Below are 21797 nucleotides of genomic sequence, written 5' to 3'. Positions count from 1 at the left end.
CCAATGGCAGCATAATTTAAGCTGAATGGCCTCCGGCAATCCCGGGGCGGTTCAGACTTTAGGGATCCGCCACTTTTAACGCGTTGTAAGAGGTCGTCGTAAACTTCTATCGCAATCCGTTCAGCTTCGCCCAGCCTAACAGCCTTGGTAGATATGATCTTGTAACCTGTGGCGTTTGGGACTCGAATCCGAGCCTGCCACTTAGGGTTTTTAAGCCCCTCTCGTTTGTACAGTATTATACGCCCATCACCTCGAACGTCGATGCGCTCAGAGTCCCGGTTTGTCGCAGGCGGAGCCTTATCCATTAAATATGTATAATCAGAAACTTATTCCCATGAAACAAGTTTTGTGAACTTTTTGTACATAGGAGATTAATGCAATTCGGAGCCCCCCTCCGAACCGGTGCGGATACAATGTATTGTTTTTATTAGGAAAAAATGGCGCACCCAAGAGGATTCGAACCTCTGACCTCTGCCTTCGGAGGGCAGCGCTCTATCCAGCTGAGCTATGGGTGCTTTAACGAACCGCGCGGTTAGCAGGAGCATCGCGCAGTCGCCACCCTTTTTTTGCATCACGGCCGCAGAGTCCCTTGCCTCGCTTGTCATTGCGGCAAATCAAAAGCGACAAAATTTAATCGTACGATTAAATTGCGCTTGACTCGCCGCCCAGCCCTGTCAACTTTCACCCAAGGCAAGTGGAGAGGCTGTCATGACATTGTTCGAAATCCCCAAGGAAATTACCGATTATCTGGCCGAGCTGGATGATTTCATCGAGCGCGAAATTGTTCCGCTGCAGAATCAGGACGATAATAACCGTTTTTTTGACCACCGCCGCGAATGGGCGCGCACCGACTGGGACAATGACGGGCTGCCACGCAAAGAGTGGGAGCAATTGTTGGTCGAGATGCGCCGCCGCGCCGACAAGGCCGGGCATTATCGTTTCAACCTGCCCGTCGAATATGGTGGCAAAAACGGTAGCCATCTGGCCATGGCCTGCATCCGCGAGCATCTGGCGCAAAAGGGGCTGGGCCTGCACAACGACCTGCAGAACGAAAGCTCGATTGTCGGCAACCTTGTCCAACCACTGATGGTTCGCGATTTCGGTACGCCCGAACAAAAGGCTGAATATATCCCTGCCATGCTTGAGGGGCGCATGCGCTGCACCTTTGGCCTGACCGAAGAACATCATGGTTCGGACGCGACATGGATGGATACCCGTGCGGTGCGCGAAAAGCGCGATGGCGTCGACGGCTGGCTGATCAACGGCAACAAGATGTGGACCACCGGCGCGCACCATCATTCGCATTGCATGGTATTTGCCCGCCACAGCGGCAATGATGGCGATGCGAAGGGAATTGGTTGCTTCCTTGTACCCGCAGACACGCCGGGTTTTGAAGTTGGTGAATATCTCTGGACGTTCAACATGCCGACCGACCACCCAAAGGTCGCGCTCAAGGATGTCTGGATTCCCGAACATATGGTGCTGGGTGATCTCGATTACGGACTCGCCTTGGCGCAGCATTTCGTTCACGAAAACCGCATCCGCCAGGCCGCGAGTTCGCTGGGTGCTGCACAATATTGCATTAACGAAGCGGTGAAATATGCGAGGGAGCGTAAGCCCTTTGGCAAGCCTCTGGCTGTCAACCAGGCGATCCAGTTCCCGTTGGTCGAGTTGCACACCGAAGCGGCCATGCTGCGTCAGTTGATCTACGCGACCAGCGCCCAGATGGACACGATGCCCAAACCCGAAGTGGCGAAGCGGCTGTCTGATGTCATTTCGATGTGCAACTATCGTGCAAACCGCCTTGTTTGCGATGCGGCGGACCGGGCGATGCAGGTGCATGGCGGTATCGGCTATTCGCGGCACAAGCCGTTCGAACATATCTATCGCCACCACCGCCGCTATCGCATCACCGAAGGCGCGGAGGAAATCCAGATGCGCAAGGTGGCGGGCCACTTGTTTGGTTTCATGAGCAAGGGTTAGTGGGGTAAGCGAGCTGATGCAGCAGGCACAGGATTTTCAGGACGAGAGCGAGGCGATTTACACCTTGCTCTCGCCGCTGTCTGACGAGGACTATGCGAAGCCGACCTTGTTCAAGGGGTGGACCATAGATGAAGTCCTGCGCCATTTACATGTCTGGAATATCGCTGCTGATCTGGCGCTGAGCGATGCGGAGGCTTTCCGCGCCTTTCTGGGCCAGATGGCAGCAGGGATTCGCGGAGGAAAGCTTCCCGATTTCGAGAAAGTCTATCTTGACGGCCTTTCCGGCACAGCGTTGCGCGATGCCTGGATTGCGCAGGTTAGGGCAATGTCTCCGCGTTTTGCCGCTGCCGATCCTAAGGCGCGGGTGCCTTGGGTCGGGCCGGAAATGAGCGTGATCAGTTCAATCACTGCGCGTCTGATGGAAAGCTGGGCGCATGCGCAGGCCATATATGATGCACTGGGCGTTGCGCGTGTGGATGCCGACCGGATCGGCAATATCGTGCGGCTGGGCGTCAACACCTATGGCTGGACCTTCAAGAACCGCAAGGAGGAGCCGCCCGTCCCGATGCCGCGGCTGCGGCTGACCGCGCCTTCAGGTGCAATTTGGGAATATGGCGACGGCGATGATTTGATCGAAGGCAGCGCCAGCGAATTCTGCCAGGTCGTTACCCAATGCCGCAATATCGGCGATACCTCGCTGTCGGTACACGGCCCCGTCGCAACCCGCTGGATGGCGATTGCGCAATGCTTTGCAGGGCCCCCGCAAGATCCGCCACCGCCCGGAGCGCGCCATCGGGCGTAAATTCGATTGCGGTCCGTTGACAAGGTTCTGGACCCTTGGCGCGAATTCGCTAGAGAAGCGAACGATGGACGACAACGCGCCAACCAATATTCGTTACAAGCTTTCCCGAAGCGCCGGTGGCCTGTGGGAAAAGCTGCAAGTCTATTGGGAAAGGAAATGGTTCCGCTGGGTTAGCTATGCCTTGGGCGGCTTGCTGGTCGGTTATATCCTCTTATGGGCTGTGTTGCTTCGTAGTCTGCCGGACGCCGAGGCGCTTGTTGAATATCAGTCGCCACTGCCAACCGTGGTGCGCGACGTCGATGGCGAGCCATTCCACAGCTATGCCCGCGAACGGCGCGTTCAGCTCGACTATGCCGATTTCCCGCCTATGCTGATCCGTGCCTATCTTTCGGCTGAGGACAAGAATTTTTTCAGCCATGGTGGGATCGACTATATCGGTATTGCAGTTGCGATATTCGATAACCTTACGAGCAGCGGCCGATCACGCGGTGCTTCGACTATCACCCAACAGGTGGCAAAGAATCTGCTGCTGACCAACGAATATAGCTATACCCGCAAGATCAAGGAGGCGATCCTCGCCTATCGGATTGAGAACGCGCTCAACAAGCAGCAGATCCTTTCGCTTTACATGAACGAGATTGCGCTTGGTCGGCAGGCATTTGGCGTGGAGGCGGCAGCACAGGCCTATTTTGGAAAGAGCGTCGATGCACTTGAGCTGCATGAAATGGCTTTCCTCGCAGCCCTGCCCAAAGCACCAGAACGCTATAGTCGTGCCGAACATGAGCGGGCCGCGATTGGTCGCCGCAACTGGATCCTTGGCGAAATGGTTTCGAATGGCTGGGTAACTCGCGAGCGTGCGGAGGCTGCCAAGGCCATGCCGCTGGGATTGATCCCCAGGCAGGGACAGCAATATAAAAATGATGGCGGCTATTTCGCCGAAGAAGTCCGCCGCCAGTTGATTGAGCAATTTGGTGAAACCGCAGAAAAAGGACCATACAGCGTTTATGCGGGCGGACTGTGGGTGCGTTCGTCAATGAACCCTGAATATCAGGAACTGACGTCCAAGGCGCTGCGCGATGGTCTTTTGCGCTATCATGGAGGGCGCGGCTGGTCCAAGCCGATTGCGACCATCCCGATGGATGATGGCAAATGGCAATCGCGGCTGGCCAGTTCGAACATTGGTATCGGCTACAGCAACTGGCGCATTGCGGTCGCCATACGTAAGCGGGCTGGCGGGGCGGAGATTGGATTTGCGGATGGCGATACCGGTGTCCTGGACGTTGCTCCAGCCGCTTTGAAGGCCGGCGACATCATAGCTGTGGCGCCATTGGGCGGACGCAACTACCAGTTGCGGACCGTTCCTGAAGTTGGCGGCGGCATGGTTGTGCAAAATCCGGTCAATGGGCGCATATTGGCCATGCAGGGCGGTTTCGACTCGCGCATTTCGAGCTTTAACCGGGCAACGCAGGCTCAGCGGCAGCCCGGGTCCACGATCAAGCCATTCGTCTATGCGACGGCGTTGGAAAGCGGAATGACGCCTGCGTCTATAATAGTCGACGGGCCCTATTGCGTTTGGCAGGGCGCATCGCTCGGTCAAAAGTGCTTCCGTAATTTCAGCGGTGGTGGGGCCGGGCCTCAGACTATGCGCTGGGGCCTTGAACAGTCGCGCAACCTTATGACGGTGCGTGCCGCCAATGATGCCGGCATGGAAAATGTCGTCAACACATTCAAAGCGGCAAGTATCGGCGATTATCCGCCTTATCTTTCATATGCTTTGGGTGCTGGTGACACGACCGTGCTGAAGATGACCAACGCCTATTCAATGCTCGTCAATCATGGACGCGAACTGAAGCCTACGGTGATTGATTTCGTGCAGTCGCGCACTGGCAAGGTGATTTGGCCGAAAGACTGGAAGGCCTGCGCAGGCTGCAACATGAAGGACTGGGACGGTAAGCCCATGCCGCGCTTCAAACCGGGCGGCAAACAGGTTATTGATCCGGTAACAGCTTATCAGGTTGTCCATATGCTGGAAGGTGTCGTGCAGCGCGGAACGGCTACTATACTGCGCGATCTGGACCGACCGCTGTTCGGCAAGACAGGGACTACCAATGGCCCGACCAATGTGTGGTTCGTCGGCGGGTCCCCCAATCTGGTCGCGGGCGTTTATCTGGGCTTTGATCAACCGCGGAATATGGGCGGTTATGCGCAGGGTGGCTCGATTGCCGCACCGATATTCAAGCAGTTCGCGCGGCAGGCCTATGTCGGCTTGCCCAAATTGCCCTTCACCGCGCCCAACGGCGTGCGGTTGGTGCGTATCGATCGTAAGACCGGGAAGCGCGTTTACGGTGCCTGGCCAGATGATGACCCCAAGGGTGCGGTAATCTGGGAGGCCTTTGCTGCTGAAACAGAACCCAAACGGTCGATCCGTCAGGATGAACTGGAAAAGCGCGGCGATAAACCCAAGAAGAAGACTGAGGCCAAAACAGATCAGGGCGCTGATAGCGGCGCGGGCAGCGCGCAAAGCAGTGCGCAGCGCGATCAGGAATTCATGACAAAAGAAGGCGGAATCTACTAGATTTGACCTTTCAAAACGCGATGATTTGGGCTTTCGGTTTACCAGTCGTTAAGCATTTTTCTTCAATATTTCCTCGAAAGAAAATGGGCGCGCACCCGGATTTGGGAATGGAAGAAATGAGCATCAAATTGGGATTTATGAAAATTCTGGCGCTGGCTTTTGCCGGCAGCACGGCTTTGGTGGCCACGCCCTCCTTCGCCGGTTCCGTTCCTGCAATCGCTTTTGCAAACTCGGTTGTCCTTACCAGCGAGGCGATGATCGAACGCACCGAAGTTGATGCCAATGGCAAGGAAAGCCAGACGCTCAAGCAGCCCAAGGATGTTATCGTTGTGCCGGGTGACCGGGTCATTTTCACGCTGCGTTACGTCAACAAAGGCGCGGAGCCGGCAACTGGTTTTCGCGCGACCAATCCTATGCCAGGCCCGGTACAATTTGTTTCCGTCGCAGAAGATTGGGCAGAAGTATCAGTGGACGGTGGGGCAAATTGGGGCAAGCTTGCCAATCTGAAAGTAGCGGCCAAAGCTTCAGAGGGCTCCGTCGCTACGCTTCGTCCGGCGACGGCAGAAGATGTTACCCATGTTCGCTGGGTGTTCACGGCACCGATCCCGCCGGGTGCCGAAGGTTCGGTTTCTTTCCGCGGGCTGATCAAATAGCCGCAACAGCCCGATTTGATTAAACATTGGCGAAGGAATGTCTCGCGCTGGCACAGCGCGGGACTTGTTGTGTGAAAACAACAGGATTAATGTATCGGAACTGGCTGTTAACTCTCTTTCGGGCTGGATTTGCGTCGACGCGCGGAGCAGCCTTGGCGGCAACAGCATATCCGGAGCATTATATATGCAATTCAGGGCAAATAATTTTCGATCCGCTTTGGCGCTTGCGGCTATCGGCATGTCGATGCTTTCGCTTTCCGCATGCGGTGGCAGCGATGCGGGCGGTGATGATGTAGCTGCGCTCGACGAGAAGCTGGTCGGCAAGGGATCCGACCCGGCAATGACGGGCGCCCTGCAGGACAAGATTTTGGTTGACCCTGATCTTGCTGGTAAATCCAACGGCAACATGGTTCGCTCCGGCGTCCGTCCGCTTGACGGCAAGATGCCATCTGACGCAGGCTATGAAGGCTCGACAGCCTCGGCTGAAGAACTGAATGGTGCAAAGCTGATGCGCGCACCAAAACCCAAAATTGTCGGGGCAGAGGACTGCAATGATTGCGCTGCCAATCGGGGCGAAACGCTGGAAGCCCGCGCAACCGCACAAGGCGTGAAGCGCGGTAAGGGTACCTGCGAAGCCAAGCTGCAATATGGTGCAGGCTGGGCCAACCGTATGCCCACCGAGTTTCCTGTATATCCCAAAGCCCGCGTGAAAGAGGCAGCTGGCGTTGAAGGCGGGATTTGCGATATCCGCGTGGTCAGCTTCACAACTTCGGCAGGTCGCCAATCGGTTGTCGATTATTATTATACCCGCGCCAAACGTTCGGGGTTCTCCGCCGATTATGAGATCCGCGACGGCGAACATATGCTCGGCGGCGTGCGCGACAATGATGGCGGCGCTTATGTTATCACACTGACGGCGCTCAAGAGCGGCGGCACGGCAGTGGATATTGTGGCCAATAACGGCCGCTAATTTTTAATCTGGTCTCTGGTTCCGAAACGACTTGGGGGGCTTCGGCTCCCCAATTTCTTTTGGGATAGCCAGAATGACGGGACTAGCCTTGGCAGATTCAGCCGTTAATGCAGGTTTAATGCAGGCCTATATTCTTGTCATGACCGGCGGTGCAATTGGTGCAGCTGCGCGCTATGGTTTGGCGCGCGCGATTCCGAGCGTATCAACCGGGTGGCCCTGGCCCACCTTCATTGCGAATGTAGCGGGCGGGCTTTTAATGGGTTTGCTGGCGGCTTTTATTGTCCGGAACGGCGCGGTTGACGAGAATATCCGCCTGTTTGCAGGTGTTGGCGTGCTCGGAGGCTTTACGACTTTCAGCGCCTTCAGCCTTGAAATGGCGCAGATGGTTGAGCGCGGGGAGCTGGCATTGGCAGGCGGCTATGCGCTGGCCTCAGTTCTGCTGGCACTGCTGGCGTTGTTTGCAGGGCTCTTAGTCGGTAGAGCGGTGTTCGTATGAGCAAGGACGGCCTGAGCATCCGCCGCTTCGTTGTCGATTCCGAAGATGACGGCATCCGCCTCGACCGTTGGTTCAAGCGGCATCTGCCCGATGCCAGCTTTAACATCGTGTCGCGTTGGGCGCGGACAGGGCAACTTCGGGTTGACGGCAAGCGCGCGGCACCCGGCGACCGCATCGAGGCTGGGCAGGAAATTCGCGTTCCACCCGCCGAGGCAGCAACCGATGCACGTCCCAAAAAGGCGCGGCCGCAAATAAGCGAGGAAATGGCCGAATTCGCTCGCAGCCTTGTCATCCATAAAGACAAAGCGGCGCTGGTGATCAACAAACCGGCTGGTCTGGCGACGCAGGGCGGCACCAAGACGGAGAGCCATGTCGATGGATTGCTCGATGCCCTGTGTTTTGAGCTGGAGGGGCGGCCCAAGCTCGTCCACCGACTCGACAAGGATACCAGCGGTGCCCTGCTTCTCGCCCGCACGCCGCGTGCCGCAGGGCATTTCTCAAAGGCTTTTTCGTCGCGCACCGCGCGCAAAGTCTACTGGGCGCTGGTCATGGGTGTGCCTGAAATTTACGATGGCGTCATCGATCTGCCTCTCGCCAAGCAGCCCGGTACGGGCGGCGAAAAAATGCATGTCGATGAAAAGGAAGGCCAGACAGCGCGGACCCGCTATCGCGTCGTTGAGCGGGCAGGGAACCGCTGCTGCTGGGTCGAATTGCAACCCTATACCGGGCGTACGCACCAACTGCGTGTGCATATGGCGGCAATAGGCCACCCGATTGTCGGCGACGGCAAATATGGTGGCAAGGACGCGTTCCTGACCGGAACGATCAGCCGCAAGATGCATCTGCATGCACGGCGCATCCGCATCGACCATCCCGATGGCGGGCATATTGATGTACGCGCCGATCTGCCACCGCATATGGCGGAGAGCTTCGCCGATCTAGGACTAGACATCGAACTGGGCGATGCGCTGGTCCTCGATGAACCCAAGAAGTCCGAAACACCCGAGGGCAAGCGTCGCGCCGCCGCCGCGCGCGCCAAGGACGTGCGTAAGGAACGCAAAGGCGAACGACGCAGTCGGGGCGAGGTCAAGGCACCACCCAAGACGACACGCGCAAAACCCGCTGCGAAGCCCAAAGGTCGAAAGAAATAATGCATCCCAATTCGATTTTCCGTCTGAAAGGTAGCGATGCCAATCAGCGTGCGACGATGGAAGCGCTGGTTCAGGAAATCGGCTTTGGAATGGTTTTTGCGCAAACCCCCGACGGCCCGCGCGTTGCACAATCTGCGCTGTTTTCAACCGGCGACGGCGCGGTGCAGTTTCACCTGTCCAACGGCAACGCGATGACCAAATATCTGCACGGTACCGACGCGCTGGTCGTGGTCAACGGGCCTGACGCCTATATCAGCCCAGACTGGTATGAAGGGACCAATCAGGTGCCGACCTGGAACTATATCAGCATCGAGCTGGAGGGGCCGGTCCGCAAGATGGACGATGATGGCCTGGTTGCGCTTCTCGGCGATCTCAGCGCGGTCAATGAGGCTCGGCTCGCACCAAAAACGCCGTGGACGCGGGACAAGATGGACGGCGCTTTGTTCGACAAAATGACCCGGGCAATTACCGGCTTTGAAATGGAAATCCGGGCTTGGCGTCCGACTTTCAAGCTGTCGCAGAACAAACCCGATGCTGACCGTTTGCGGGCTGCCGATGAACTCGAAAAGCAGGGCAAGAAAGCGCTGGCGCATTTGATGCGGGAATGGGTTCAGTGACCACGCCCCGCCTCGCCATATTCGATTGCGACGGCACGCTGGTCGACAGCCAGGCCAACATCTGCATGGCGATGGAGCATGCCTTCGACGAAATGGGCATGGCCCCCCCACCGCGCCATATAACGCGGCGTATAGTCGGGCTCAGCCTCGTCGAGGCGATGCGACAGTTGCTGCCTGAGGCAGAAGATACGCTCCACCGCGACATGGCAGAGCGGTACAAGCAGGCATTCTTCGCGCTGCGGGGAAACGGGCTGGTCGATGAACCGCTTTATGAAGGCATGGCGGCGGTGCTGAGCGAGCTCGACGAGAATGGCTGGCTTCTGGGTGTGGCAACGGGCAAGTCAGATCGGGGCTTGGAACGGTGTCTCGACCATCATGGCATCAAAGGGTTGTTTGTGACGCTGCAGACTGCGGACCGGCACCCGTCCAAGCCGCACCCGTCGATGGTCTGGCAAGCGCTCACCGATGCAGGCGCCGACGCCGCCAATGCCGTCATGATTGGCGATACCGTTTACGATATCCATATGGGTAAGGCCGCCGGTTGCCGCACGATAGGCGTGAACTGGGGCTATCATCCGCTCGATGAATTGCGCGAAGCGGGGGCCGATCATCTGGTTGAAAGCATGGAAGAATTGATGCACGCGATTAAGGGGCATTTATGACTAGCGACGAACGCGAAACACAAGCCAAGCAGCGCTTTATCATTTTGAACATCATGCGCTTTTCGGGTGCCATCATTGTCATGATCGGCCTTGCCATCAGTGCCGGCCGGTTGTTCCCGGATTTCCCACCGCTTTTGGGCTATTTGTTCATCGTGCTTGGCATGTTTGAATTTTTCCTGTTCCCGATTCTGCTGAAAAAGAGCTGGAACAAGAAGGATGCCGGGCAGGGCTGAACATGCGTCGTTTCTGGAAACAGGTCAGCCTTGAACAGGGCACGTACGGGCATGGGATAAGGCTCGACGCGCGCGCGCTGAAAACGCCGATGCGCAATGAACTGTATCTTCCAACCAAGGCATTGGCTGATGCGGTTGTGGCTGAATGGGAGGCTGTGGGAGAGGTGATCGACCCAGCTGCGATGCCGATGACCGGCTTTGCCAATGCATCGATCGATCATGTGGCACCCGACCGGGCCAAATTTGCTTCAGCCATTGCCGCCTATGCCGAAAGCGACGCTTTTTGTTACCGCGCCGAACCCGATGAACCGCTGGCGCCCAAACAGGCCGAGATCTGGGATCCCTGGCTTGATTGGGCGCGGAGGCGCTATGATGTGTCGTTCCAGATCGTACATGGCGTACTGCACCAGCCGCAGCCCGAGGCGACGCTGGAGAAACTGCGTGCTGCGGTGATGGCGCGCGGGACTTTCGAATTGGCGGCAATGGCCAAGCTGGCCCATTTGGCGGGGTCACTGATCGCGGTGCTGGCGATCGTCGAGCAGGCGGGCGAAGCAAAAAGCCTGTGGGAGGCGACCTGCCTTGAAGAGCTGTGGCAGGAACAGAATTGGGGCGAGGATTATTGGGCGCAAAAGAACCGTGCCGACCGTGAAGCTGAGTTCTTGGCTGCAGCCCACTTTCTGGAATTGTTGCGGGTTTAACCGAATTTTGGTTGTCTTGCATCAATCTGCCCAGATGTCTGGAGGAGGTTGCGCATGCAGGACTATGTCACGCCATCTGGCCTGATCATGCTCGGCGCAGTTGCAACCTGCATAGCGCTGTTGATCGCGGCGATTGCCGCAATACCTGTCGCGACCAAATCAGGCTGGATGCTGGTGCGCCCTGGCAGCATGCACTGGTTTTCCTTTTATGGTAGCGCTGCCTTATTTGCACTGATCGCATGGGTGTGGATTTTTGTCGGCTCGGCGCGCTCCGATGCGGCATTTCAGATGCGCATCGCCTTCTGGCTGTCATTCACATTCGGCATCGGCGCAGTCTATTCCGGCCTGTTGATCCGTAATCTGCGCAAGATGGCATTACGCATGCGAGGCCGCCAGATTGCCTATTTCGACAGTGACGGGCGTGAGGCCGGTCAGTCTATTGACAATTTCACGGCCTTCCGCCGTCGTTGGCGTGGGGATTATCAAGTGTTGTTCAACGATGGCACGGTGATCACGCTCGATCCCTACGCGAAGAACAGCGATGAATTTATGGGGCGGCTGTTCGACGAGCCTCTACCCGAGGACCATTAGCTCGCTACCAGATCGCGGACGAAACCGATCAGACCCTTTTGCCGCCGCCGCTTTAGCCGCTCTGCGGTCAATATCTGGCGGACCTGCGCGAAGCAGCCATCTACGTCGTCGTTGATCAGGACATAGTCATAGCCATCCCAGTGGCCGATTTCGGACTTGGCGCGCGCCATGCGTTCGCCGATTACGGCGTCGCTGTCTTGCGCGCGGGCATGGAGCCGACGCTCCAATTCTTCGATTGAGGGTGGCAGGATAAAGACGCGGACGACGTCAGGGCCTGCTTCCTGATACAGCTGCTGCGCGCCCTGCCAGTCGATATCGAACAGCACATCGCGGCCTGCCGCCAGTTCGGCCTCGACCGGCTCTTTCGGCGTGCCATAACGGTGGCCAAAGACATGCGCCCATTCGAGGAATTCGCCATTCGCCGCCATCGCCTTGAATGTAGGCACGTCAGTGAAATGATAATGCACACCGTCAATCTCGCCGGGGCGAGGTGGACGGGTAGTGTAACTGACCGAAAGCGCGATTTGCGGGTCAGCCTCAAGCAGCATCCGCGACAATGTCGATTTGCCTGCGCCGGAGGGCGAGGAGAGCACGAACAAAAGCCCGCGGCGTTCGAGTTGGTTGTGGGAACCGGCCATAGCCGCTACTGCGCGAAAGGGTATCGGGGCGTCAAGCGGGATTTGATTGGCACGGATGCCGAAAAGCACCGAAGCCCTGAGCCTGTCGAATGGCGCTTGCCTGCTGGGCGTGCTTCGACAGGCTCAGCACTACGGTTTTGAAACGGGGAGTGTGTACATGAATTGGCCGCTTCGGATCAGCAAGTTCAGCGCACTGATCGCCATCCTGCTTTTCGCAATTATCGGTGCAATCCTGTGGTCGATGGGCCGCCCGCCGATTTGCGCGTGCGGCGATGTGAAATTGCTCCATCTGGTTGTGCAATCGAGCGAAAACAGCCAGCATCTTGCCGACTGGTACACGCCGAGCCACATCATCCATGGGTTCCTGTTTTACGGAGCGGGCTATCTGTTGCGCCGTAAATGGCCTGCGCTGTTCCCACTGGGCGTCGCGGTGGCGCTCGCAATACTGGTTGAGGGTGCATGGGAGATACTGGAAAATTCGCCAGTGATCATCGACCGTTATCGCGAGGTGACCATTTCCTATGGCTATGCCGGCGACAGCATTGTCAATTCGCTGGCGGACATTGCCTGGATGATATTCGGCTTCTTCGTGGCTTCGCGTTTGCCCTGGAAGGCAACGCTGGCGCTCGGGCTGGCGATGGAGCTATTCGTCGGCTGGATGATCCGCGACAATCTCGCGCTCAACATATTGATGCTCGCCGCCCCGCTCGAAAGCGTCAAGGAATGGCAGGCGGGCGCAAGCGGATATTGGGTGACGGGGAAGGCTTAGCCATTCCGCCTCTTGCGCTTGTCGTAAAGCGCTTTGGCTACCAAAGCCCCACCCACGAGCAGCGCGCCTGGTATCGAGCGGGAGGCGATCCGTGTGGCCGCGATCCCCAGCCCCGCACCCAAAAGGCCATGACCGCGCTTGCGCCCGACAACTTCTCCGACAACGGCTCCGGCAATGGTTTTCAACAGGGGCATGTGGATAACTCCTTTTTCCACAGGGTGGTGTGGATAATCACACCATGTCCTCGGCCCTGACATGGGTATCGAAGGTCGCCTCGTCAACCAGCCCCAGCGCCAGCGCGGACTGTTTGAGCGTCAGGCCGTTCTGGTGCGCGTGCTTCGCAATCTTGGCGGCATTGTCATAGCCGATAACAGGCGCAAGCGCGGTGACCAGCATCAGCGAACGGTCGACCAGTTCGGCAATCCGTTCGCGATTGGGCTCCAGCCCTTCGACGCAATTCTTCGCAAAGGTTTCCATACCAATGCTGAGCAATTCGATCGAGCGCAGCACATTGGCGCCAATCAGCGGTTTGAAAACATTGAGTTCCAAATGCCCCTGCATCCCGCCCACCGTCACCGCCTGATGGTTGCCGATCACCTGCGCCGCGACCATGGTCAGCATCTCACACTGGGTGGGGTTGACCTTGCCGGGCATGATCGAACTGCCGGGTTCGTTTTCCGGCAAATTGAGCTCGCCAAGACCCGAGCGAGGTCCGGAGCCGAGCAGGCGGATGTCGTTTGCTATTTTGGTCAGTGACACGGCCAGAGTGTTAAGGACGCCCGAAAATTCGACCAATGCATCGTTGGCGGCGAGTGCTTCGAATTTGTTGAAAGCGGCCGCGAAGTCTACGCCAGTCAGTCTGCTGATTTCCTTGGCAAAGGCCTCATCAAAACCATTTGGTGTGTTCAGCCCGGTGCCGACGGCAGTTCCGCCCTGTGCAAGGTCATGAAGTCCAATCAGGCCGGTGGTAATCCGAACCGACGCCTTCGCCAGTTGGGTGTCATAGCCTGAAAATTCCTGCCCTAATGTCAACGGCGTCGCATCCTGCATATGGGTGCGGCCGATTTTGACCAATCCGCGCCATGCTTGGGCCTTGTCGGCGATCGCATTGTGCAAGCGGTGCAAGGCAGGCGTTAGGCTATTGCGAACGGCGAGAACCGTTGCCACATGCAAAGCCGTCGGAAAGCTGTCATTCGACGACTGACTCATATTGACATGATCGTTCGGGTGGACGGGGCTTTTACCGCCTCTGGCACCTGTCAGCATTTCATTGGCGCGACCGGCAATCACCTCGTTGACGTTCATGTTCGATTGGGTGCCGCTGCCCGTTTGCCAGATGGTGAGCGGGAATTGGTCGACATGCTGGCCCGCGACCACCTCGGCTGCCGCCGCCTCGATGGCGTCGGCCAGCTTCGCATCCAGCCCATGCTTGCGGTTTACCCGCGCGGCAGCCTGTTTCACCAGAGCCAGTGCATGGATGATACCGAGCGGCATCCGCTCTTGCGGTGGGAAGGGGAAATTACCGATGCTGCGCTGCGTCTGCGCCCCCCAATAGGCGTCAGCGGGAACGTCGATAGGGCCGAAACTGTCGGTTTCGCTGCGGGTTGCCCCGGTCACTTCTTCCGCCCGAAATCCACCGTCACGACGTTCGAGCCGTCTTCCTGCTCGATGGTCGGGCCGTCATTTTCGGCCTGTTCGTGCGGTTCGGGGCCGGATTCGGCGTCGACATGGAATTGCAGCGCGAAATCGACTGCAGGATCGACAAAGGCGGTGATCGCCGAAAAGGGGATGTGCAGATGTGCGGGCACCTGGCTGAATGACAGGCCGACCTCGAAATAATCCTCACCGACCTTTAGATCCCAATATTTATGCTGCATCACGATGGTCATTTCGTCGGGGAAACGCTCCATCAGATGCACCGGGATGGCAACGCCAGCTGCACGGGTCTTGAAGGTGATGTAGAAATGATGGTCGCCGGGAAGACCGCTGACCATGACTTCGCCGAGTACGCGTCCTACCACCGCGCGCAGAGCCTCCTGCACGATATCGTCATAGGGAATCAGGCTGTCAGGGGCGTCGTCGCTCATGCTCGCCTTGGTGGACTGACCGCGATTTGAAATCAAGATGAACTTTAGCAAGGCATAGGTTCGCGCACTTGCACTGGCATTTTATCGGCCTATAGCGCACAGCCATGCGCACCGCCTCGATCAACCGGAACACCAAGGAAACCGAAATCGCGGTCGAGGTGAATCTCGACGGCACCGGTCAGTATGAAATTTCGACCGGGATCGGCTTTCTCGACCATATGATCGAGCAGTTTTCGCGCCATTCGATGATCGACATCAACTGCCTCATCAAGGGCGACCTGCATGTCGACCAGCATCACACGGCTGAGGATAGCGCGATTGCCATCGGGCAAGCGATTCTGAAAGCGCTGGGCGATAAGGGCGGAATCGTGCGCTATGGCAGCGCCTATTCGCCGATGGACGAGACTTTGAGCCGTGTTGCGCTCGATATTTCCGGGCGGCCCTATTTCGTCTGGAAAGCGGGCTTCACGCAGGAACGCCTCGGCGAGATGGATACCGAACTGTTTGAGCATTGGTTCCATTCGATCGCCGATGCCGTCGGGCTGACGCTGCATATCGAATTGCTGTACGGCAAGAACAACCACCATATCGCGGAGAGCATCTACAAGGGCTTTGCCCGCGCGATGCGGCAGGCGGTCGAGATTGATCCGCGCAAGGGCGGGGCGATCCCCTCGACCAAGGGGATATTAGGTGGCTGAGCGCGTCGCGCTGATCGACTATGGCGCGGGCAATCTCCAATCGGTTCGAAACGCGCTGAAGGCAGCAGGGGCGGCGGATATTGCTGTGACTGCCGATCCGGAGGTCGTCGCCCGTGCGGAGCGCATTGTCCTCCCCGGCGTTGGCGCCTTTGCCCATTGCATGGAAGGCGTTTCGGGTATCGACGGGATGATACAGGCGCTGGAGCAGCGCGTGCTGCGCGATGCCGCGCCTTTCCTTGGCATATGTGTAGGCATGCAATTGCTCGCCGATGAGGGCGTGGAGCATGGCAGTACCAAGGGGCTGGGCTGGATCGGCGGCACAGTGCGGGCGATCGAACCTGCTCCGGGCCTGAAGGTTCCGCATATGGGCTGGAACGATGTCAACGTGCACGGAGCGCATCCGGTTGTGGAGACCGGGGAGGCCTATTTCCTGCACGGCTATCATTTCGACGCTGCTGATAAGGCGCATGTGCTGGCCACCACCGACCATGGCGGTGCGCGTGTGGCGGCAGTGGCAAAGGACAATATCCTCGGGGTGCAGTTCCATCCCGAGAAGAGCCAGTCTTATGGAATAGCCACGCTCGCTAGATTTCTGGAGTGGAACCCATGATAGTCTTTCCCGCGATTGACCTGAAAGGTGGGCAGGTTGTGCGCCTTGCCGAAGGTGATATGGATCGTGCAACCGTCTATGCCGATGATCCGGCAGCGCAGGCGCTGCTCTTTGCCGAGGCCGGGGCAGAGCATCTGCATGTTGTCGATCTGGATGGCGCTTTCGCTGGGAAACCGGAGAACGCCGAGGCGGTCGAATATATCATCGAGAATTTCCCCGGCTATGTGCAACTGGGTGGCGGCATCCGCAACCGTGATACGGTCGAGCGTTGGTTCGATCTGGGCGTGGCGCGACTGGTAATCGGCACTGCGGCGCTCAAGGATCCGCAGTTCGTCAAGGATATGGCACACGAATTTGAAAACGGCATTGTGGTTGCTGTCGATGCACGCGATGGCTTTGTCGCGACCGAAGGCTGGGCCGAAAAATCGGACATGCCGGTTATCGACCTTGCCCGCCGGTTCGAGGATGCAGGCGTCGCCAGTCTGCTCTTCACCGACGTTGGCCGCGACGGAATGTTGACCGGCTGTAACATCGACGCGACGGTCGATCTGGCGCGTTCCGTGGATATTCCGGTGATTGCGAGCGGCGGCGTGAAAGGCATTGATGAAATCCACGTGCTGGCTTTGCACGCGCAGGACGGGATTGAGGGCGTGATTACCGGGCGGGCGATCTATGATGGGCGTCTGGATCTGGCGACGGCGATCAGGATTGCGAACCGGGGATGACCGTCCGCATCCGCGTCATTCCTTGTCTTGATGTCGCCAATGGCCGCGTGGTCAAGGGTGTCAATTTCGTCGATCTGATGGATGCGGGCGATCCGGTCGAACAGGCCAAAGCCTATGATGAAGCGGGCGCGGACGAGCTCTGCTTCCTGGATATCACCGCCAGCCACGAAGGGCGCGACACGATCCTCGATGTCGTCCGCCGCACAGCCGAAGTCTGCTTCATGCCGCTGACCGTTGGCGGCGGGGTGCGCAGTGGCGAAGATGCGCGGGCTTTGCTGCTCGCCGGGGCGGATAAGGTCGCCGTGAACAGCGCTGCCGTTGCGCGACCCGAAGTGGTCGCGGACATCGCCGAGCGTTTCGGCAGCCAGTGCGTCGTTGCCTCGGTCGATGCCAAGCGCTGGTCCGATGGCCGCGACGGCTGGGAAATTTTCACCCATGGCGGGCGCAAGCCGACGGGGATCGATGCAGTCGAGCATGCGCTGAAAATTGCCGAACTCGGCGCAGGCGAACTGCTGGTTACCAGCATGGACCGCGATGGAACCAAGATCGGTTTCGACCTTGAACTCACGCGCACTATTGCCGATGCCGTGGACGTGCCAGTGATCGCCAGCGGCGGTGTGGGAACGCTTGGCCATCTGGTTGAGGGCGTAACCAAGGGCCATGCCAGCGCGGTGCTGGCGGCTTCGATCTTCCATTTCGGCACCTACAGCATCGCCGAAGCGCATGCCGCGCTGCGGGCCGCAGGTTTGCCAGCGCGCGGCTGATTACCAGCGGATCAGGCGCGGCACGATCAGCCGACCGAGCAGTGCGCAGATACTAACAGCGAGCGTGTACCAGAAGCCCGTATAAACGATGCTGTTGAACGGGCAGTGGAAATTATAGGCAAAGGCACCCAGTCCACCTGCAGCAAGCCCTGTCAGCCACCCTGCTTTTTCCGGTGCGACCGGGGCCCCACGACGCAGCCACAACACCATCGGAATGGCGGTCGCAAGGCCGCCGATGAAGCTAAAAGTCAGGCACTGGATACCAGATTGCATCGTACCAGAAGACCCGCTCGGTTGTCCCGCAACGGCGAGTATCGTCGCTGCCAATGGAAAGAGCAAAGCTGCGGTCAGCGCGGTTTTCCAGCCATTGCTATGGCGACCGACACCGGGATTGGCCATGGCCAGCAGTGTTGCCGCACAAACCAGCCCCAACAACAGCAAGGTCCCTGCGCGCAACAGGAACATCGGGTGTGGTGCGCCTGCCATCAGGTCCGCGCGGATACCGGCATAAGCCGCGATCACGGCAATTGCCGCCATGGTCATTCCGACAGGCAGGATCAACGCCCGCCGCAAGCTCATCGGTCGCACAGGCTCCAGTTCGTCGACGAGCTGCGAAATGTTGAAGGGATGTTGCATTTTGTCATTCATTCTCGATCAGGGCGGCCAGTTTTCTCAAGCCGCGATGGATATTCACTTTAACCAATGTTTCCGACTGGCCGGTCTGGTGACACGCTTCGGCGATGCTGTGGCCATCGATCTTGACGATGCGGATGACCTCCGCCTGCGGTGACGGAATGAGGTCGAGCAGACGATCTATGCTGATGCGCGCACCAACGACTTCTTCATGGCTTTCTTCGGCCGCGTCATGGTGATCCAGCGCCTCGGTCTGCTGGCGATAGCTTTGCCGCAGCCGATCCACCCAGCGATAGCGCGCGATCGCGGCGAGCCAGGGCAGGAAAGGGCGGGAAGGGTCGTAACTTGCCCTTTTGCGATGGAGCGAGATCAGAGTTTCCTGCACCAGATCGTCAATCGCGTCAGGGGCAATTTTTTGCCGGAAATAACGGGCAAGCCAACTGCCACATTGTTCGAGGAGGACGGCATAGGCCTGCTTGTCGCCAGTTTGCGACATTCGCATCAGCCTGCGCAGTCCTTCCTCTTTCGCAATCACGCGCGGCGGCCTGAAAGCAATGCATCAACCGACAGACCGCCGCCCCCGCGCACAATGAGTATCAGCGCGAGCGCGACCCAAAGGCTGTGCACCTGCCACCATGCTTCGGGGAAAACGAATATCTGGATCACCACGGTCATGCCCAGCAAGGCCAGCGCCGAGAGCCTTGTGAACAGCCCAAGCACCAGCAAGATCGGCAAGGCATGTTCGGCATAGGTCGTCAGATGCGCTGCGAGTTCGGGGGGCAGCAATGGCACCTTGTTGAACGGATCTTCGGCAAATTGGTAGATGGTGGTCTCGCTGACCGACAGCCAGCTGCTTTCCTCAACCTTTGTACGTCCCGAGCGCCAGAAAATACCCGCCAGCGTTACACGGACAAAAAGCAGCATCAGAGATTCGACAAATCCGTCGGAAATCAGGGCGACAAAACGGTCATAGGGTCGAGCCAGCGTCTGCAACATCTCTCACTCCATCGCGACCAGCGCGCCGGTACCGATCAGGGTCAGAACCGGCCCGATGGGGTCGGTATCTTCCCCTTGTTCGCTGGCGAGTGCGAGAAGGTTACCGATGGTGTTGGGATGCAGGCATTTTTCTACGCATTGGAGCGTGCGTGCGTCGATGGCGAGCAGCCGGACTTCAGCCTCCGGGCGAACAACCAAAATCGCTTGCGGCATATCTGTTTCGCTAGCGAGATGAGCGAGCGAAGCCGCCAGAGGAGCGTGCAACACGCAAAGGCGCGTTGCGGGGTGCAACAGGATAGGCAGGGCCAACAGATCCGCTTCGGCCATCGCGCTCACCGCTTCGAGCGTCAGCGGTGTCCGATCTGCGGCATGATAGCTTTCCAGCCATGCCCATTCGATTGTAGCAAGGTCGCGAATAGCAGCGGGAATGCTTGAATTTTGTAGGAACGACCCAAAGTGACGGCCGATGTGCGCAAGGTCACTAGTTTTGGCGGGCGTTGTTTCGACATAATCGCGGCACAATGCATTAAAAGGCGTTTCGCCCATTTCGCCGCGGGTCAGCGGGAAGCTCTCTTCGAGTGCTACAAGACGGGCATGGCTGATCGTATTGGTATGGGCCTTCAGGCCAAGGATGACGCGCTCCGGCGTCCCGGCGAACAGCCCGGCATCCAGTGCGCCCGGCCCTTCATTGACCGTCGCGATGAAATTGCGCTGGGCGTCAGCGAGCGACGGCATCGAGGATCGCCTGCGCCTTTTGCGCCTCGGCCATATAGGCCTCATAATCCGGTGTGTTCGTATCCCATTCGATTAGCGTCGGCTTCGGTCCATGATCCGCAATGAAATCCAGATAGAGCATCCAGGCAATGTCACCGACCGGGCTACCATGATCGTCTATATAAAGCGTTCCGCTTTCATGGATTTCGGTCGCGTGGCCTGCAAGATGGATTTCGCCTACCCAATCAGGATTGATCTGCGCCAACCAATCGCGGGGTTCGCCGCCGAGATTGCCAGTGGAAACGACCACATTGTTGATGTCGAGCAGCAACCCGCACCCTGTTCGATGGATCAATCGGGCGATGAATTCCATTTCGGGCATTTCATTATCTGCATAGGCCAGATAGCAGGAGGGGTTCTCGATCAGAATCGAACGGCCGAGCCGTTGCTGGACGCGGTCAACCTGTGCGACAAAATGATCGAGCGCTTCTTTGGTGTAGGGGACAGGCAAAAGATCGGCAAAGCGATCATGTGCGTTGCCGCTGAAGCTGAGATGGTCTGAAACCATTGCGGGCTTATATCGTTCGCACAGCGCAGCCAAACGGTCGAGCTGATCGTCGATCAACCCTTCTGCGGTGCCCAGAGATAAACCAACCGAATGGAAACTGATCGGATAGCGTTCTGCGACGACGGCCAGCCAGCGATGTGGCGGACCACCATCACAGAAATAGTTTTGCGGATGGACCTCGACCCAGGCGGGGCGACCCGGGTGGGTTTCTGCGTCGAGGACGGCACCATAATGTTGCGGCTTCAACCCGATCCCGGCTTTTGGGGGGAGGGTACCGGAATATCCGGGTCGCGCCGTCTGATTGGCCGTCTTGTCCATCCGCAGACTTTAGAGCAGATCTCAGCTCTGCGGAACCGGCTTGGCATTGCCCTGCTTGGCGGTGAGCGATCCGCCCATCTTCACGCAGCTGCCCTTGGCAACATATTTCCAGGCATTACCCTGATAGTCGACGGTTGAGGTGCCTGCGCAGCTGGTGCCAGGCCCTGCAGCACAATCATTCTTGGCTTTCAGGGCAACGCCGTAGCATTTTTCCTTGGCACCAGCGGCTGCAGTGGCAGGCGTAGTCGCGATCGCTGCTGCAGCGGAAAGTGCGGCTGCGGCTGCGGCGATCTTCAATACGGAAACAGTCATAAAATCCTCCAGATAGGAATAGTGTTTCGGCCAGGGGGATGGTCCGGAAGCCCGACGCAATGCCTGCTTCACAACGGGGTTCGCCAGCGATGCAGTAATAGTTACAGCCCTGTGCATTTTTTTGCGCGGCGCCGCTTGACCTGAGCGGGATAATCCCTATCTCGCCATCATTAGCACTCAACATGAGTGAGTGCTAATAGCTATTCAGGCGTATGGGGAGTGCGCATTTCTGCCTCTCTTCTGCGTCATCAACCCAAAAAGGAAGGCATGGCATGAAATTTCGTCCGTTGCATGACCGCGTCCTCGTCCGTCGCGTCGAGGCAGAAGCAAAAACCGCTGGCGGGATCATCATCCCTGACAGCGCGCAAGAAAAGCCGCAAGAAGGCGAAATCGTCGCCGCTGGCGAAGGCGCGTATAACGAAGATGGCGAGCGCATTAAGCTCGACGTCAAAGTTGGCGACAAAATCCTGTTCGGCAAATGGTCGGGCACCGAAGTCAAGATCGACGGCGAAGACCTGCTGATCATGAAGGAAT

28 protein-coding genes and 1 tRNA gene are annotated in these 21797 nt (G+C 58.1%); 18 read left to right on the top strand and 11 right to left on the bottom strand.

Features of this window, described 5'->3' with window-relative positions; all coding sequences use genetic code 11:
- Positions 1-438: 438 nt before the first annotated feature.
- Positions 439-515 (bottom strand) — tRNA-Arg (locus PKC81_RS12565).
- A gap of 193 nt (positions 516-708) precedes the next feature.
- Between PKC81_RS12565 and PKC81_RS12560 the strand changes: the two genes are divergently transcribed.
- From PKC81_RS12560 to PKC81_RS12505, 12 genes are all read left to right on the top strand, one after another.
- Positions 709-1983 (top strand): acyl-CoA dehydrogenase family protein, encoded by a 1275-nt coding sequence (locus tag PKC81_RS12560; protein ID WP_324336611.1) that lies wholly within the window; start codon positions 709-711, stop codon positions 1981-1983.
- A gap of 16 nt (positions 1984-1999) precedes the next feature.
- Complete coding sequence (locus PKC81_RS12555; RefSeq protein ID WP_324336609.1) at positions 2000-2785, top strand: TIGR03084 family metal-binding protein; 786 nt, start codon at positions 2000-2002, stop codon at positions 2783-2785.
- 64 nt (positions 2786-2849) lie between these two features.
- Positions 2850-5360 (top strand): PBP1A family penicillin-binding protein, encoded by a 2511-nt coding sequence (locus tag PKC81_RS12550; RefSeq protein WP_324336607.1) that lies wholly within the window; start codon positions 2850-2852, stop codon positions 5358-5360.
- 116 nt (positions 5361-5476) lie between these two features.
- Positions 5477-6013 (top strand): hypothetical protein, encoded by a 537-nt coding sequence (locus PKC81_RS12545; protein ID WP_324336605.1) that lies wholly within the window; start codon positions 5477-5479, stop codon positions 6011-6013.
- Between the two features lie 238 nt (positions 6014-6251).
- On the top strand, positions 6252-6983 hold the full coding sequence (locus PKC81_RS12540; protein WP_324336603.1) for a hypothetical protein: 732 nt from the start codon (positions 6252-6254) through the stop codon (positions 6981-6983).
- Between the two features lie 73 nt (positions 6984-7056).
- Positions 7057-7479 carry a CrcB family protein gene (locus PKC81_RS12535; protein WP_324336601.1) on the top strand — a complete coding sequence of 141 codons (423 nt, stop codon included), beginning with the start codon at positions 7057-7059 and terminating at the stop codon, positions 7477-7479.
- Entirely contained in the window at positions 7476-8630 is a 1155-nt protein-coding gene (locus PKC81_RS12530; RefSeq protein ID WP_324336599.1) for an RluA family pseudouridine synthase, read from the top strand. The genes PKC81_RS12535 and PKC81_RS12530 overlap by 4 nt, the downstream gene beginning before the upstream one ends.
- Entirely contained in the window at positions 8630-9247 is a 618-nt protein-coding gene (locus tag PKC81_RS12525; protein ID WP_324336597.1) for an FMN-binding negative transcriptional regulator, read from the top strand. Before PKC81_RS12530 ends, PKC81_RS12525 begins: the two co-directional genes overlap by 1 nt.
- Positions 9244-9909: an HAD-IA family hydrolase gene (locus PKC81_RS12520; protein WP_324336596.1), complete on the top strand. Its 666-nt coding sequence runs from the start codon at positions 9244-9246 to the stop codon at positions 9907-9909. The genes PKC81_RS12525 and PKC81_RS12520 overlap by 4 nt, the downstream gene beginning before the upstream one ends.
- Positions 9906-10142: a hypothetical protein gene (locus PKC81_RS12515; RefSeq protein WP_324336594.1), complete on the top strand. Its 237-nt coding sequence runs from the start codon at positions 9906-9908 to the stop codon at positions 10140-10142. The genes PKC81_RS12520 and PKC81_RS12515 overlap by 4 nt, the downstream gene beginning before the upstream one ends.
- A gap of 2 nt (positions 10143-10144) precedes the next feature.
- Positions 10145-10840, top strand: coding sequence for an ATP12 family protein (locus tag PKC81_RS12510; protein WP_324336592.1), 696 nt, complete (start codon positions 10145-10147; stop codon positions 10838-10840).
- 54 nt (positions 10841-10894) lie between these two features.
- Positions 10895-11431: a hypothetical protein gene (locus PKC81_RS12505; RefSeq protein ID WP_324336589.1), complete on the top strand. Its 537-nt coding sequence runs from the start codon at positions 10895-10897 to the stop codon at positions 11429-11431.
- On the opposite strand, the gene gmk is transcribed toward PKC81_RS12505, so the two are convergent.
- Entirely contained in the window at positions 11428-12069 is a 642-nt protein-coding gene (gene gmk, locus PKC81_RS12500; RefSeq protein ID WP_115549236.1) for a guanylate kinase, read from the bottom strand. The genes PKC81_RS12505 and gmk overlap by 4 nt on opposite strands.
- Positions 12070-12226: 157 nt before the next feature.
- Here gmk and PKC81_RS12495 point away from each other — a divergent pair, with 157 nt between their 5' ends.
- Entirely contained in the window at positions 12227-12838 is a 612-nt protein-coding gene (locus PKC81_RS12495; protein WP_324336586.1) for a DUF2585 domain-containing protein, read from the top strand.
- On the opposite strand, the gene PKC81_RS12490 is transcribed toward PKC81_RS12495, so the two are convergent.
- The 3 genes from PKC81_RS12490 to PKC81_RS12480 are packed head-to-tail and all read right to left on the bottom strand — an operon-like array spanning position 12835 to position 14925.
- Positions 12835-13032 carry a hypothetical protein gene (locus PKC81_RS12490; RefSeq protein WP_324336585.1) on the bottom strand — a complete coding sequence of 66 codons (198 nt, stop codon included), beginning with the start codon at positions 13030-13032 and terminating at the stop codon, positions 12835-12837. The two genes, PKC81_RS12495 and PKC81_RS12490, sit on opposite strands and share 4 nt — an antisense overlap.
- Positions 13033-13069: 37 nt before the next feature.
- Positions 13070-14455, bottom strand: a complete 1386-nt coding sequence (fumC, locus tag PKC81_RS12485; protein WP_324336583.1) for a class II fumarate hydratase — start codon at positions 14453-14455, stop codon at positions 13070-13072.
- Positions 14452-14925, bottom strand: coding sequence for a ClpXP protease specificity-enhancing factor SspB (locus PKC81_RS12480; protein WP_324336581.1), 474 nt, complete (start codon positions 14923-14925; stop codon positions 14452-14454). The genes fumC and PKC81_RS12480 overlap by 4 nt, the downstream gene beginning before the upstream one ends.
- A gap of 104 nt (positions 14926-15029) precedes the next feature.
- On the opposite strand from PKC81_RS12480, the gene hisB reads away from it, so the two are divergent.
- The 4 genes from hisB to hisF are packed head-to-tail and all read left to right on the top strand — an operon-like array spanning position 15030 to position 17722.
- A complete protein-coding gene (gene hisB, locus PKC81_RS12475; RefSeq protein WP_324336579.1) occupies positions 15030-15623 on the top strand; it encodes an imidazoleglycerol-phosphate dehydratase HisB in 594 nt (197 codons plus the stop codon).
- Positions 15616-16233, top strand: a complete 618-nt coding sequence (gene hisH / locus PKC81_RS12470; RefSeq protein WP_324336577.1) for an imidazole glycerol phosphate synthase subunit HisH — start codon at positions 15616-15618, stop codon at positions 16231-16233. Before hisB ends, hisH begins: the two co-directional genes overlap by 8 nt.
- Entirely contained in the window at positions 16230-16958 is a 729-nt protein-coding gene (gene hisA, locus PKC81_RS12465) for a 1-(5-phosphoribosyl)-5-[(5-phosphoribosylamino)methylideneamino]imidazole-4-carboxamide isomerase (protein ID WP_324336574.1), read from the top strand. The genes hisH and hisA overlap by 4 nt, the downstream gene beginning before the upstream one ends.
- Positions 16955-17722, top strand: a complete 768-nt coding sequence (gene hisF, locus PKC81_RS12460; protein WP_324336572.1) for an imidazole glycerol phosphate synthase subunit HisF — start codon at positions 16955-16957, stop codon at positions 17720-17722. The genes hisA and hisF overlap by 4 nt, the downstream gene beginning before the upstream one ends.
- On the opposite strand, the gene PKC81_RS12455 is transcribed toward hisF, so the two are convergent.
- From PKC81_RS12455 to PKC81_RS12430, 6 genes are read right to left on the bottom strand one after another with little or no spacing between them, the layout of a single operon-like run.
- Positions 17723-18370, bottom strand: coding sequence for a DUF1109 domain-containing protein (locus PKC81_RS12455; protein ID WP_324336570.1), 648 nt, complete (start codon positions 18368-18370; stop codon positions 17723-17725).
- On the bottom strand, positions 18363-18851 hold the full coding sequence (locus PKC81_RS12450; RefSeq protein ID WP_324336568.1) for a sigma-70 family RNA polymerase sigma factor: 489 nt from the start codon (positions 18849-18851) through the stop codon (positions 18363-18365). Before PKC81_RS12450 ends, PKC81_RS12455 begins: the two co-directional genes overlap by 8 nt.
- A 35-nt stretch (positions 18852-18886) precedes the next feature.
- A complete protein-coding gene (locus tag PKC81_RS12445) occupies positions 18887-19351 on the bottom strand; it encodes a DoxX family protein (RefSeq protein WP_324336567.1) in 465 nt (154 codons plus the stop codon).
- 3 nt (positions 19352-19354) lie between these two features.
- A complete protein-coding gene (locus PKC81_RS12440) occupies positions 19355-20086 on the bottom strand; it encodes a putative DNA-binding domain-containing protein (protein ID WP_324336565.1) in 732 nt (243 codons plus the stop codon).
- Positions 20070-20951, bottom strand: a complete 882-nt coding sequence (locus PKC81_RS12435) for a DUF692 domain-containing protein (protein ID WP_324336563.1) — start codon at positions 20949-20951, stop codon at positions 20070-20072. Before PKC81_RS12435 ends, PKC81_RS12440 begins: the two co-directional genes overlap by 17 nt.
- A 21-nt stretch (positions 20952-20972) precedes the next feature.
- A complete protein-coding gene (locus tag PKC81_RS12430; protein ID WP_324336561.1) occupies positions 20973-21263 on the bottom strand; it encodes a DUF2282 domain-containing protein in 291 nt (96 codons plus the stop codon).
- A 272-nt stretch (positions 21264-21535) separates the two neighbouring features.
- On the opposite strand from PKC81_RS12430, the gene PKC81_RS12425 reads away from it, so the two are divergent.
- Positions 21536-21797, top strand: a 262-nt coding sequence (locus PKC81_RS12425; RefSeq protein ID WP_324336559.1) for a co-chaperone GroES, incomplete at its 3' end; no start/stop codon positions are given.

The organism is Sphingorhabdus sp. (assembly GCF_035329025.1).
Lineage (GTDB): Bacteria > Pseudomonadota > Alphaproteobacteria > Sphingomonadales > Sphingomonadaceae > Sphingorhabdus_B.
The sequence above is the reverse complement of the archived record's forward strand: the minus strand, read 5'-3'. Positions and strand labels throughout refer to the sequence as shown.